This is a genomic window from Silanimonas lenta DSM 16282, from assembly GCF_000429065.1.
GTDB lineage: Bacteria > Pseudomonadota > Gammaproteobacteria > Xanthomonadales > Xanthomonadaceae > Silanimonas > Silanimonas lenta.
In genome coordinates this window covers 385,362-397,330 of the sequence record NZ_AUBD01000001.1, presented here as the reverse complement: position 1 = coordinate 397,330, position 11,969 = coordinate 385,362, and the positions used below count along the sequence as shown (strand labels likewise).

Below are 11,969 nucleotides of genomic sequence, written 5' to 3'. Positions count from 1 at the left end.
GGGTAGAAAGGGTGCGCCGAGGCTAGGGCAGGGCCTGCACGGCCACAAGTGTCATCCGGCGACGACGCGGTTCCGGCCTTCCGCCTTGGCACGGTACAGCGCCGCATCGGCCCGGCGCAGCAGGGCCTCCAGGCCTTCCCGGCCCGCGGCCACCCCGATGCTGAGCTGTACCGGTACCGGCTCGCCGTCGTCCGCCCGCCATGGCCGCGCCGCCGCCGTGGCGCGCAGGGTCTCGGCGAGCGCGAGGGCCTCTTCCATCCCGGCGCCGGGCAGCAGCACCGCAAATTCCTCGCCCCCGAGCCGGGCCGCCAGCCGGCCCGCGGGCAGGGCGGCCCGGAATACCTGCCCGGCATGCGCCAGGGCAGCATCGCCGCCGGCATGGCCGAAGCGGTCGTTGATGGCCTTGAAGTGGTCGATGTCGACCATCAGCAGCGCCAGCGCCGTTCCCTCGGGGATCGCGCGGGCCTGCTCGAAGAAGGCGTGCCGGCTGGCCAGCCGGGTGAGAGCATCGACCTCGAGGGCGAAGCGCAGGCGGCGGTTCACCGCATCCATGGTGGAGAGCAGCATGCCCAGGGTGCCGAGGATCAGCCCGAGCGTGGCGGCGGCAAGGAAGACCACGTTCGCCGTGGTCGGATTGTCCATCAGCAGCACGGCCCGAAGATCGCCGAAGGCCACGAGGCTGGTGCGGAAGGCCACGGCGAGCGCCTCCAGCCCGAGCCCGGCAAGCAGCAGGCCGCGGGCGAGCGGCATGCGTTTGCGCCGGTCGCTGGCCGCCCAGTAGAAGGCGAGGCAGAACATCAGCACGATGTTCGGCCAGTTGAGCAGGCGCCCGAGCCGGAGGTCGCCGCCGAGGTGCGCCGCGGCGAGGAAGGCGAGCCAGGCCGCCGCGGCCCAGGCGGCGAAGAGGCCGATGCGCGGCTGCCGGCCGCTGCCCCAGCCCACCGATACCAGCACCAGCACCACCCAGGCGAGGAAGCAGGCATTGGCCAGCGCGATGGTGAGGGCCGTGGTGGGCAGGCTGACCAGCAGCAGCTGGTTCAGGCCGGCCACCAGCATGGCCACGCCCCAGAGCCACAGGGCGCGGTCGCGCTCGCGCAGGCCGCCAGCCACGCCGATCGCCACCAGGCCGAGCAGGCTCGGGATGAAGGCGCCGAAGACGAGCAGCGTGTCGCGGTCGAGCGGCATGGGCGGGCGGGGTACTCCCTCCGGCGGCGGCCGGTATTCCCCCGCAGGCTAGCCCCGGCCGGAGCGCTTCGCCAGCAGGCTGGCGGCCGCCGAGCCGGCGATCACCAGCCCGGCGCCGGTCCAGCCGGCGAGTCCGAGGCGTTCCGGGGCGATCAGCGTGGGCCAGAGCGCGTGCGTGGCGGCCACCGCGCCGATGCACAGCACCGGCGTGGTGGCGAGGATGGCGGAGACGCGCGAGGCCTCCCAGTGCGCCAGGGCCTCGGCGAAGGCGCCGTAGGCCACCAGGGTGTTGAGCGCGCAGTAGGCGAGCAGGCTGGCATGCAGGGCATCGAGGCCGGCGAGCCGCGCAGGATCGGCGAAGGGCCAGAGCAGCAGGGCCGAGAGCACGTAGACGGCCCAGAGGATCGAGGGCGAGGAAAGCCGCAGCAGCAGCTGCTTTTGCAGCAGCGCATAGCCGGCCCAGACCACCGCCGCCAGCACCACCAGCCCGGCGCCCAGCGCGTACCGGTCGCCATGCCCGGCGTTCTGCTCGAGGAAGAAGGCGAGCAGGCCGACGACGATCAGCAGCAGGCCTACCCACTGCGCCCGCGAGAAACGTTCGCGGAACACCACGATGCCGCCCAGGGCCATCAGCAGCGGGGCGAGCTGGATCAGCAGCTGGGCATTGCCTGGCGTGGTGAACTGCACGCCGAGCAGGTAGAACACGTAGTTGCCGAGCAGCAGGAGGCCGGCGCCGAGCAGCATCGCCCAGTGCCGCCGCGACAGCGCCCGGTAGGGCGCAATGGCCTGCCCTTTCCAGGCCAGCCAGGCGCCCATCAGCAAGGCCGCCACGAGGAAGCGGAACCAGGTGAGGGTGATCGCATCCACCTGCTCCAGGGTGAGCTTGAGCGCCACCGGCAGGGTGGCCCAGCAGGCCGCGGTGACGAGGGCGAGCAGCAGGCCGAGCTTCCAGCGGCCGGAGGAGGCGTGCAGGCTCATGCTGCCTGCTGTCCGCTGGCATGCCCGGTGGGCAGCAGGCCGGCGAGGTGCGGCAGGGAGGCCAGATGGGCCGCGGCGTCCTCGGCATCGCGTTCGAACCACGCTTGCGCCGACCCCAGGCGGAAGCTGTAGCCCCAGGCATCCATGTCGGCGAAGGCCTGCGCGCGGCCGAAGCCCGGAAGCGCGTCGGCGAGCAGCAGTTGCAGGTAGCACACCGCATCCTCGTCGCGCTGGGTGTCGGCGGCGTCGGTGTGGATGGCGGCGCGACGTTCCGGCGGCATCACCATCAGGTGCCCGGCCTCGTGCAGCAGGGAATGCACCGGGGTGTCGGCGCGGGCATATACCCTGTGACCGATGATGCCGGCCTCGCTCCCGCCCCAGTAGCTGCCGGGGATGGGGTCGCCCGCGGGCACGGCCACCAGTTCCAGGCCGAAGCGGGCGAGCAGGCGGCGCGGGGCCTCCCAGCCGATGTCGGAGAGCAGGCGCACGGAGGGGGTCGGGCCAGACATGCCAGGGGGCCCGCGGTGGCCGCGGGCCTGGGGCTCAGGGCGTGCGGTCGGGCAGGGAGACGGAGATGTCGAGCACGTCGTGCTCGCCGTCCTTCACCAGATCGACCTTCACCGCATCGACGTCGACATTGACGTACTTGCGGATCACTTCCAGCAGTTCGCGCTGCAGCAGCGGCAGGTAGTCCGGCCCGCCGCGGGTGGTGCGTTCCTGCGCCACGATGATGCGCAGACGCTCCTTGGCGAGGTTGGCGCTGCTCGGCTTCTTGCTGGTGAGGAAATCGAAGAGGCCCATGTTCAGCCCCCGAAGATCTTGGCGAAGAAACCCTTCTTCTCGGCCGTGGTGAAGCGCATCGGGCGGTCCTCGCCGAGCAGGCGGGCCACCGCATCGGCATAGGCCTGGCCGGCGGCGCTCTGCTCGTCGAGGATCACCGGGTTACCGGCGTTCGAGGCCTGCAGCACGTCGGGCGATTCGGGGATGACCCCGATCACCTTGAGGCCGAGGATTTCCTCGACATCGGCGATCGAGAGCATCTCGCCCTTCTCCACGCGCTCCGGGTTGTAGCGGGTGAGCAGCAGATGCTCGGTGATGCGCTCGCCTTTCTCGGCCTTCTGGGTCTTGCTCTGCAGCAGGCCGAGGATGCGGTCGGAGTCGCGCACCGAGGACACCTCCGGGTTCACCACGACGAGCGCGCGGTCGGCGAAGTACATGGCGAGGAAGGCGCCCTTCTCGATGCCCGCCGGGCTGTCGCAGACGATGTACTCGAAGCCGTCGGCGGCGAGGTCCTTCAGCACCTTTTCCACGCCCTCCTTGGTCAGGGCGTCCTTGTCGCGGGTCTGCGAGGCCGCCAGCACGTAGAGGTTGTCGAAGCGCTTGTCCTTGATCAGCGCCTGCTTCAGCGTGGCCTCGCCGTGCACGACGTTGACGAAGTCGTACACCACGCGGCGTTCGCAGCCCATGATCAGGTCGAGGTTGCGCAGGCCGACGTCGAAGTCGATGACGGCGGTCTTCTTGCCGGCGCGGGCAAGGCCCATGGCGATGCTGGCGGACGTGGTGGTCTTGCCCACGCCGCCCTTGCCCGAGGTGATGACGAGGATTTCAGCCAAGGTCGTGTCTCCGTGTGGGGCCGGCCTTCAGGCCAGCGGCTGGATCTGCAGGATGTCGTTCTCGTCGAGCCAGACCTGCACCGGCTTGCCGTGCAGGGCCTTCGGCACGTCGTCGAGCACCTTGTAGTGCCCGGCGATGGCCACGAGTTCGGCATGGAACTCGCGGCAGAAGATGCGCGCGCCGGTGAAGCCGGAGGCCCCGGCCAGGGCGCGGCCGCGCAGGGCGCCGTAGACGTGGATCGAGCCGTCGGCCAGCAGCTCGGCCCCGGCGCCGACGCTGGACAGCACGGTGAGGTCGCGGTTCACGGCCAGCAGCTGCTGGCCGGAGCGCACCGGCAGGGCGTGCACCAGGCCGGGCTCGGCCTCGGCCACGGGCGCCGGTGCGGCCGGGGCGGGGGGCGGCGCGGGCGCGGCAGGACGGGCGGCCAGCGCGGCATCGGTCATGGCGTCGGCGCCGGCGCGCTCGTACTGGGCGCGGAACTTCGCCAGCACCGGCAGGCCGAGGCGCTCGGCGAGGGCATCGTTCTCCGGGGTGCCGTAGGCCAGGGCCACCGGGTGCACGCCGGCGGCGGCCAGGGCCTCGACCAGGGCGCGGGCCGTGGCTTCGTCGGGCAGGCGCGGCAGGGCGCCGAAATCGAGGATCACCGCGGCGCGGGCGAACAGCTTCGGCGCCCGCTCGACGCGCTCGCGCATCTCGGCGGCGAGGCGCGGCAGGTCGAGGCTGCGGATCCGCAGGTTGGCGATGCCGACCTGGCCGAACTTCAGCTCGCCGGCCGGCTCGTAGTCGGGGAGGGGGGCGGTACTCGCCATGGGCTCAGGTTCCGGTGTCTCGGGCGGGGACGCGCGAGGGACGCTGCCGCGGCGCCAGCCAGGGTTCGTCGGGCAGCCGCTCGCCATAGGTGGCGGCGATCCACTCGTGGCTGCAGAGCTCCTTCATCAGCATGCAGGCGCGCAGCCCGGTGCCGTCCATGGTCTGCTGTCCGACCTCGCGGAAGCCGAAGCTGCCGTGGAACAGCAGGGCAGGGTCGTAGCCCACGCCGAGGAAGACCTCGCAGCACAGCTTCGCCCAGCGTGGCTCGGCGAAGCTCATCACGTCGGCATAGAAGGCGCGGCCCCGGCCGCCGCCGCGGCGCGGGGCGGCGATCACGATGCGGTCGATGTAGAGGAAGTTCTCGTAGCGCTCGCGGAACCAGCGGAAATTCGGGCTGTCGTGCGGGGCCCTGTCGCTGAAGCCGACGAGGAAGCCGGTGACCACGCCGTCCTGCTCCATCACCCGGAAGTAGTCGGCCTCGTTCCAGAAGAAACGCACCTTCTCCGCGTCCATCGGCAGGATGGAGGGACCCGCCGAGTTGTTGATCGCCGTCACGAGGTCCAGCTCGTGTTCGCGCACGTCGCGGATCAGGATCGGCACGCCTCGTCCTCCGGGCAGGCAGTAGAACAAGCGCCCAGTATCGCATGGGCGCCCCGGGGGAAGGGGGCGTGACTTCCGGGGGGCGGGCGGGGCGCCGGGGGAGGCTAGGATGCCGGCATGCTGCCGCGCCTCACCCATGCCACGCTGCTGCGCTATGCCGGCCTGTTCACCTGGGCCATGGTGGGCATTGGGCTTGCCATGAACATCCTGTTCGTGGCCGAGTTCGGCCCGCCCCGCCTGCGGCTGGCGGCCGTGGTCCTGCCGGTGCTGGTCTACCTTGCCTTCGGCCTCGCCTTCTGGGCCGCCACCCGGGTGCTCGGCCCCGGGCGCGGCTACCTCCTGCCCCTGCTGCTGATGCTGGTGATGGCCGGCTCGGCCATCGGCGTGAGCGCGCTCACCGGTACCGGGCTCGGCGCCATCCTGATGATGGTGATGGCGGCGGTGGTGCCCTGGCTGCTGCCCGGCTGGCCCGGGGTGGCCTGGATGGTGCTGCAGCACCTGCCGCTGGTGTACGTGTTCATGCGCGGCATGGAGTTCTCGCTGCTCGAGGCGCTGATGCAGTCGCTGCTCTATGTCGGGGTGTCCGGCTTCGTCTACGTGGCGGGGCTCGTGGCCAAGCAGCAGGCCGAGGCCCGCGAGGAGCAGCGCCGCCTCAATGCCGAGCTGCGCGCCACCCGCTCGCTGCTGGCCGACAGCGCCCGGGTGGGCGAGCGCCTGCGGATCTCGCGCGAGCTGCACGACCTGCTCGGCCACCACCTCACGGCCCTCAGCCTCAACCTCGAGGTGGCAGGTCACCTCACCGAGGGGCGGGCGCAGGAGCACGTGCGTCAAGCCCATACCCTGGCCCGATTGCTGCTCACTGACGTGCGCGAGGCGGTGAGTGCCATGCGCGGCGATGACCGCATCGACCTCGCGGCCGCCCTGCGCACCCTGGTCGAGGGCGTGCCGGCCCTGCAGGTCGAGCTCGACATCGCCTCGCCGCTGGCCCTCGACGACCCGGAGCGCGCCCACGTGCTGCTGCGCTGCACCCAGGAAGTGCTCACCAATGCCATCCGCCACGCCAATGCCGGGCGTCTCTGGCTGCGCCTGGCGCGCGAGGGCGATGCGCTGCGGCTGGTGGCCCGCGACGATGGCATGGGCAGCGAATCCTTCACCCCGGGCAATGGCCTTTCCGGCATGCGCGAGCGGCTGCGTGCCGTGGGCGGCCAGCTGTCGGTGAGCACGGCTCCCGGCCAGGGGTTCACCATCGACATCCACATCCCTCTCGAGGCCCCCGCATGATCCGCGTGATGCTCGTCGACGACCAGACCCTGGTGCGCCAGGGCGTGCGTTCCCTGCTCGAACTGGCCGACGGCATCGCCGTGGTGGCCGAGGCCGCCGACGGCCAGCAGGCGGTGGAGAAAGTGCCCGAAGTGGCCCCGGACGTGCTACTGATGGACATGCGTATGCCGGTGATGAGCGGCCTGGACGCCCTGCGGACGCTGGCCGCCAGGGGGCAGCTGCCGCCCACCATCATCCTCACCACCTTCGACGACGACCAGCTGGTACTGGCGGGCATCAAGCTGGGGGCCAAGGGCTACCTGCTGAAGGACGTGTCGCTGGACCAGCTCGTCTCCGCCATCCAGACCGTGGCGGCGGGCGGCTCGCTGGTGCAGCCGGTGGTCACGGCCCGCCTGCTCTCCGGCCTGGAGGGCTTGCAGACCGAGTTCCACAGCCTGGAGCAGCCCGACCCGCTCACCGAGCGCGAGACCGAGATCCTGCGCCTGATGGCCGGGGGGTTCTCGAACAAGGAGATCGCCAATTCGCTCGGGGTGGCCGAGGGCACGATCAAGAACCACGTCTCCAACATCCTCTCCAAGCTCGGGGTGCGCGACCGCACCCGTGCCGTGCTCAAGGCCTTCGAGTTGAAGCTGGTGTGACGGCGTTCGCGCCGGGGGTACCTGCCGCCGCCGTGACCGCGCTGTTGCCGGCCATGCCGTGCTGCTATCCTCTGCCGCTCCCCGGGGCGGCGCAGGCCATCCCGGGCCGATCCCCGGAGAGTATGAATGGCCCGATTCCTTGAACTCGTCGTCGCGCTGGTCCTGGTCGCCATCGTCGGCGTCGTGGTGGGTTTTTCCCTGCCCAAGCACCGCAGCTTCTCGCACTCGGTCGAAACCAACCGGCCGATCAACGTCGCCTTCGACATGCTGAACGGGTTCCAGCGCTTCAATGACTGGAACACCATGAGCCTGATCGACCCGAACGTGAAGTTCACTCTGAGTGGCCCGGCCTCCGGCGTGGGCGCCCGGCTCGAGTTCGAGTCGAAGAACCCGCGCATCGGCAAGGGCAGCTGGGAGATCACCGAGAGCATCCCGGGCGAGCGCATCGTGTTCCGCGTGGAAGACGGCGCCATGGGCCACAACAAGACCATGCGCTTCACCTTCGAGCGCGCCGGCCGCCAGCAGCGCAACGTCAGGATCACCCAGCGCTACCGCGTGGAGTATGGCAACAACCTGATCGGCCGCTACGCCGGCATGTACGTGGCCGCCAACGTCGGCAAGCGCATCCAGTCGGGCCTGCGCCTGCTCTCCAACGCCCTGGCCGGCATCCCGCGCGTCGACTACACCCTCTACGACCACCCGCTGCGCGTGGTCGAGGTGCCGGCGATGAACGCCCTCAAGGTGGATGTCACCGCGCCGCTGCGCGACGATGGCGTGGCCATCTCCATGACCAACCAGCTGAAGTGGATGGACCGCGTCATGGAGGAGAGCGGCTTCGTCAAGGACGGCCCGCTGCGCATCGTCACCATCGACCGCAGCTCCGAGGCCTATACCTTCACCATGCTGCTGCCGGTGCGCGAGAAGGGCGCCGAGGAAGGGGCCTCGCGCGCCGCCACGGTGGCCGAGCTGCCGGTGCTGAAGGCCAAGGTCACCGGCGAGGGCAACCAGGTGGAGCTGGTGCAGGTGCCGCCGATGCTGGCCGCCAACACCAAGTGGGTGGGGCCCGCCCCGGGCCTGCAGCGCGTGCGCGACACCCTGCGCGCCTGGGCGATGGTGCGCGGCTACGCCCTCGAGCCGGGCCAGGGCTTCGACGACTACAAGGTCGCGATCCCCGACATGCTCAGCATGGAGGCGGAGTTCGAGTCCTACCTCCCGCTGAAGCAGGATCGCTGATGCTTCCGACCGAGGCGGGCCACGAGCCCGCCTCGGCGTTTCCGGGGGCGGGAACTCCGCGCCGCCGGGGCTGTCCATCGCGTGCCGCGGCGCGCGAGCCGCAACGGGCCAAGCAATGATCGAAGTGGAACAGTTGACCAAGCGCTTCGGTGCGCTGGTCGCCGTGGAGGGTCTCGATTTCCGGGTCTGCCCGGGCGAGGTGGTGGCGCTCCTGGGGCCGAACGGCGCCGGCAAGTCCACCACCATGAAGATGATCGCCGGCTTCCTCGCCCCTGACGGCGGGCGGGTGCGCGTGGCCGGGCATGACGTGGCCGGCGACGGCCTCGCCGCCCGCCGGGCGCTGGGCTATCTGCCCGAAGGGGCGCCCGGGTACGGCGAGATGGAAGTGCTCGATTTCCTCGGTTTCGTGGCCGACGTGCGGGGGCTTTCCGGCGAGCGGCGCCGCGAACGCACCGGATACGTGGTCGAGCGCCTGCAGCTCGGCCGCGTGCTGCGCCAGCCGCTCGACACGCTCTCCAAGGGCTTCCGCCGCCGCGTCGGTTTCGCCGCGGCCATCCTCCACGACCCGCCGGTGCTGCTGCTCGATGAGCCCACCGATGGCCTCGATCCGAACCAGAAGCACGAGGTGCGCGGCCTGATCCAGTCGCTGGCCCGCGAGCGCACCATCATGCTCTCCACCCACCTTCTGGAGGAGGTGGAAGCCATCGCCACCCGCGCCCTGGTGATCGCCGGCGGCCGCCTGCGTGCCGACCATACGCCGGCCGAGCTGCTGGCCCGTTCGCGCTATCACGGCGCGCTCTCCTTCCGCGCCCCCGACAGCGTGGCCGCGGTGGCGGCGCTGGACGGCCTGGTGGCCCCTGCCGATACCGAGGTGGAACCCCGCGAGGGCCGGGTATTCCTGCTGTCGCGGGCCCGCCCGCTGGATCCCGGGGCGGTGGCGGCACGGCTTTCCGGGCGCGGCGTGGCCTTCTCCGACCTGCGCGTGGAGCGCGGCCGCCTCGACGACGTGTTCCGTGCCCTGACCCTCGGGGAGGCCGCATGAGCCCGCTGCTTGCCGTGGCCCGCCGCGAGTTCGCGGCTTATTTCGCCTCGCCGCTGGCGGCGGTGTTCGTCGTGCTGTTCGTGGCGGTGGCCGCGGCGCTGGCCTTCTACCTTGGCGGCCTGTTCGAGCGCGGACAGGCCGACCTGCAGCCCTTCTTCGCCTTCCACCCCTGGCTCTACCTCTTTCTCGTACCCGCGGTGGGCATGCGCCTCTGGGCCGAGGAGCGCAAGTCGGGCACCCTGGAGCTGCTGCTCACCCTGCCGCTCGCGCCCTGGCAGGCGGTGCTGGGCAAGTTCCTCGCCGGCTGGGCCCTGCTCGGCGTGGCCCTGGCGCTCACCACGCCGCTGTGGTGGACCATCAGCTGGCTTGGCGACCCCGACCACGGCGTGGTGCTGGCGAGCTACCTCGGCAGCTGGCTGCTCGCCGGCGCCATGCTCGCGGTGGGCAGCGCGCTCTCGGCCGCCACCCGCAGCCAGGTCGTGGCCTTCGTGGTGACGGTGGTGGTCTGTTTCCTGATGCTGCTCGCCGGCTACCCGCTGGTGCAGGACGCGGTGCAGGGCTGGGCGCCACGGGCCGCCATCGAGGCGGTGGCGCAGCTCAGCTTCCTCACCCACTTCCAGGCCATCCAGCGCGGCGTGCTCGACCTGCGCGACGTGCTGTTCTTCCTGTTCTCGATCACGGCCTGGCTGCTGGCCACGGTCGTCATCCTCGATGCCAAGAAGGCCGGCTGACGCATGAATCCCGTTCGCTTCCGCCGATCGCTCTGGGCGCTGCCCGCCATCGCCCTCGGCTTCCTGCTGCTGGTGGCGGTGTCCACCGTGGCCCTGCGCGGTGCCCGCATCGATCTCACCCAGGCCCGCGAGCACACGCTCTCGCCTGCCACCCTGGAGCTGCTGCGCGGCATCGAGGAGCCGGTCACCCTGCGCCTGTACTTCTCGGAGCGTGCCTCGTCCGACTTCCCGCAGGTGCGCGCCTATGCCCAGCGGGTGCGCGAGCTGCTGCTGGAGATCGCCGCCCGCTCCGCGGGCAAGGTGCGGGTGGAGGTGGTCGATCCCGAGCCCTTCTCGGAGGAGGAAGACCGGGCGGTGGCGCAGGGGCTCACCGCGGTTCCGCAGCCGCGTGGTGGCAACTTCTTCTTCGGCATCGTCGGCAGCAACAGCACCGATGGCGAGCTGCCCATTCCCTTCCTGCAGGCCGAGCGCGAGGCCTTCCTCGAATACAACCTCGCCAAGCTGATCGCCGCGCTCACCGTGGAGGCGCGTCCGGTGGTGGCGCTCTACTCCGGCCTGCCCATGGCCCCGGCCTTCGATCCTGCGGCTGGCGCGCCTTCGCCGGGCTGGGTGGTGGACCAGCAGCTGCGCGAGCTGTTCGACCTGCGCCGCCTCGAGCCGGGCTTCACCAGCATCGATCCGGAGGTGCAGCTGCTGATGCTGGTGCACCCGCGCGAGCTCTCCGAGGACTCGCTCTATGCCATCGACCAGTTCGCCCTGCGCGGCGGGCGGGTGCTGCTGTTCGTCGATCCCGATGCCGAGCACCAGCCTTCCGACGATCCGCTGGGCGGCGATCCTGCCGGCAGCCGCACCTCCAGCCTCGAGCCGCTCCTGGCGGCCTGGGGCATCGACTACGATCCTGCCCGGATCGTTGCCGACCCGGGCTCCGCGCTCTCGGTGCAGACCCGCGAGGGCGGCCCGCGCGAACCGCTCATCACCCTGCTCGGGCTGGGACCGGAGGCGATGTCCGGCGAGGACATCGTGACCGCGCAGATGGACCTGGTGAACGTCTCCAGTGCCGGCGTGCTGCGGCCGCGCGAGGGGGCCAGCACCCGCTTCGAGACCCTGCTGCGTACTTCCTCGCAGAGCGGCGAGCTGCCGGTGAGCCTGCTCGGCGGCGTTACCGCCACGCCGGCCAACCTGCTGCGCGCCTTCCGCGCCGAGGGCGGGCCGCGCACGGTCGCCGCCCGGCTCTCCGGCCCCATCGCCACCGCCTTTCCCGGGCGCAAGGGCGAAGGCCATCGCGAGCGCAGCGAAGCCGATTTCCAGGCCATCGTGGTGGCCGATACCGACCTGCTCGCCGATGCCTTCTGGGTCAATACCGTGCCCGGCATGCCGGCCCTGAGCGAGCCCTTCGCCAACAACGGCGATTTCGTCTACAACGCGGTGGAGAACCTGAGTGGCAAGGCCGGCCTGATCGCCCTGCGCACCCGGGCGGTGGCCTCGCGGCCCTTCCACCGGGTCGAGGCCCTGCGCCGCAACGCGGCGCAGGAGTTCCTGCAGACCGAGCAGCAGCTGCGCGAGCGGCTCGCCGATCTCGAGCGCAAGCTCACTGCCCTGCAGCGCGGCGAGGACGGCGGCGGCCTCGGGCCGGAGCAGCAGGCCGAGCTGCTGCGCTTCCAGCAGGAGAAGGCCGACGTGCGCCTGCAGCTGCGCGAGGTGCAGCGCCAGCTCAATGCCGACATCGACGCGCTGTCCGGCACCCTGCGTTTCCTCAACATCGTGCTGGTGCCGGCCTTCGTGGCCTTCCTGTTCCTGCTGGGCGGGCTCATCCGCCTGCAGCGCCGGCGCCGCGCCCTCGGCTGAGCGAGGCGCTGC

Annotated in this window: 13 protein-coding genes; 6 read left to right on the top strand and 7 right to left on the bottom strand. The window is 71.2% G+C overall.

Going from position 1 to position 11,969, the window contains the following annotated elements:
* Nucleotides 1-51: 51 nt before the first annotated feature.
* The 7 genes from G408_RS14665 to G408_RS0101810 are packed head-to-tail and all read right to left on the bottom strand — an operon-like array spanning nucleotide 52 to nucleotide 5,187.
* Nucleotides 52-1,185 (bottom strand): GGDEF domain-containing protein, encoded by a 1,134-nt coding sequence (locus G408_RS14665; protein ID WP_051282496.1) that lies wholly within the window; start codon nucleotides 1,183-1,185, stop codon nucleotides 52-54.
* Nucleotides 1,186-1,233: 48 nt separating this feature from the next.
* Entirely contained in the window at nucleotides 1,234-2,163 is a 930-nt protein-coding gene (locus G408_RS0101835) for a DMT family transporter (protein ID WP_028769707.1), read from the bottom strand.
* Complete coding sequence (locus tag G408_RS12615) at nucleotides 2,160-2,672, bottom strand: hypothetical protein (RefSeq protein WP_037411750.1); 513 nt, start codon at nucleotides 2,670-2,672, stop codon at nucleotides 2,160-2,162. Before G408_RS12615 ends, G408_RS0101835 begins: the two co-directional genes overlap by 4 nt.
* Before the next feature lie 34 nt (nucleotides 2,673-2,706).
* Nucleotides 2,707-2,964: a cell division topological specificity factor MinE gene (gene minE, locus G408_RS0101825; protein ID WP_028769706.1), complete on the bottom strand. Its 258-nt coding sequence runs from the start codon at nucleotides 2,962-2,964 to the stop codon at nucleotides 2,707-2,709.
* A 2-nt stretch (nucleotides 2,965-2,966) separates the two neighbouring features.
* Nucleotides 2,967-3,776 (bottom strand): septum site-determining protein MinD, encoded by an 810-nt coding sequence (minD, locus tag G408_RS0101820; RefSeq protein ID WP_028769705.1) that lies wholly within the window; start codon nucleotides 3,774-3,776, stop codon nucleotides 2,967-2,969.
* 27 nt (nucleotides 3,777-3,803) lie between these two features.
* Nucleotides 3,804-4,586: a septum site-determining protein MinC gene (gene minC, locus G408_RS0101815; protein ID WP_028769704.1), complete on the bottom strand. Its 783-nt coding sequence runs from the start codon at nucleotides 4,584-4,586 to the stop codon at nucleotides 3,804-3,806.
* 4 nt (nucleotides 4,587-4,590) lie between these two features.
* Nucleotides 4,591-5,187: a GNAT family N-acetyltransferase gene (locus G408_RS0101810; protein WP_028769703.1), complete on the bottom strand. Its 597-nt coding sequence runs from the start codon at nucleotides 5,185-5,187 to the stop codon at nucleotides 4,591-4,593.
* A 117-nt stretch (nucleotides 5,188-5,304) separates the two neighbouring features.
* Between G408_RS0101810 and G408_RS0101805 the strand changes: the two genes are divergently transcribed.
* From G408_RS0101805 to G408_RS0101780, 6 genes are all read left to right on the top strand, one after another.
* The gene (locus G408_RS0101805) at nucleotides 5,305-6,468 is read left to right on the top strand and encodes a sensor histidine kinase (protein WP_028769702.1); all 1,164 of its coding nucleotides are present in this window, start codon (nucleotides 5,305-5,307) and stop codon (nucleotides 6,466-6,468) included.
* A complete protein-coding gene (locus tag G408_RS0101800; protein WP_028769701.1) occupies nucleotides 6,465-7,106 on the top strand; it encodes a response regulator in 642 nt (213 codons plus the stop codon). Before G408_RS0101805 ends, G408_RS0101800 begins: the two co-directional genes overlap by 4 nt.
* A gap of 126 nt (nucleotides 7,107-7,232) precedes the next feature.
* A complete protein-coding gene (locus G408_RS12610; RefSeq protein WP_051282495.1) occupies nucleotides 7,233-8,339 on the top strand; it encodes an SRPBCC family protein in 1,107 nt (368 codons plus the stop codon).
* 115 nt (nucleotides 8,340-8,454) lie between these two features.
* Entirely contained in the window at nucleotides 8,455-9,381 is a 927-nt protein-coding gene (locus G408_RS0101790) for an ABC transporter ATP-binding protein (protein WP_028769700.1), read from the top strand.
* Nucleotides 9,378-10,112, top strand: a complete 735-nt coding sequence (locus G408_RS0101785; RefSeq protein WP_028769699.1) for an ABC transporter permease subunit — start codon at nucleotides 9,378-9,380, stop codon at nucleotides 10,110-10,112. Before G408_RS0101790 ends, G408_RS0101785 begins: the two co-directional genes overlap by 4 nt.
* A 3-nt stretch (nucleotides 10,113-10,115) precedes the next feature.
* Nucleotides 10,116-11,957 carry a Gldg family protein gene (locus G408_RS0101780; protein ID WP_037411747.1) on the top strand — a complete coding sequence of 614 codons (1,842 nt, stop codon included), beginning with the start codon at nucleotides 10,116-10,118 and terminating at the stop codon, nucleotides 11,955-11,957.
* The last annotated feature ends 12 nt before the right edge of the window (nucleotides 11,958-11,969 follow it).

What these genes read in the sequence shown, in the direction of transcription:
- G408_RS14665 (WP_051282496.1), bottom strand. Translation starts at nt 1,185, where the DNA reads ATGCCGCTCGACCGCGACACGCTGCTCGTCTTCGGCGCCTTCATCCCG.
- G408_RS0101835 (WP_028769707.1), bottom strand. Translation starts at nt 2,163, where the DNA reads ATGAGCCTGCACGCCTCCTCCGGCCGCTGGAAGCTCGGCCTGCTGCTC.
- G408_RS12615 (WP_037411750.1), bottom strand. Translation starts at nt 2,672, where the DNA reads ATGTCTGGCCCGACCCCCTCCGTGCGCCTGCTCTCCGACATCGGCTGG.
- minE (WP_028769706.1), bottom strand. Translation starts at nt 2,964, where the DNA reads ATGGGCCTCTTCGATTTCCTCACCAGCAAGAAGCCGAGCAGCGCCAAC.
- minC (WP_028769704.1), bottom strand. Translation starts at nt 4,586, where the DNA reads ATGGCGAGTACCGCCCCCCTCCCCGACTACGAGCCGGCCGGCGAGCTG.
- G408_RS0101805 (WP_028769702.1), top strand. Translation starts at nt 5,305, where the DNA reads ATGCTGCCGCGCCTCACCCATGCCACGCTGCTGCGCTATGCCGGCCTG.
- G408_RS0101800 (WP_028769701.1), top strand. Translation starts at nt 6,465, where the DNA reads ATGATCCGCGTGATGCTCGTCGACGACCAGACCCTGGTGCGCCAGGGC.
- G408_RS12610 (WP_051282495.1), top strand. Translation starts at nt 7,233, where the DNA reads ATGGCCCGATTCCTTGAACTCGTCGTCGCGCTGGTCCTGGTCGCCATC.
- G408_RS0101790 (WP_028769700.1), top strand. Translation starts at nt 8,455, where the DNA reads ATGATCGAAGTGGAACAGTTGACCAAGCGCTTCGGTGCGCTGGTCGCC.
- G408_RS0101785 (WP_028769699.1), top strand. Translation starts at nt 9,378, where the DNA reads ATGAGCCCGCTGCTTGCCGTGGCCCGCCGCGAGTTCGCGGCTTATTTC.
- G408_RS0101780 (WP_037411747.1), top strand. Translation starts at nt 10,116, where the DNA reads ATGAATCCCGTTCGCTTCCGCCGATCGCTCTGGGCGCTGCCCGCCATC.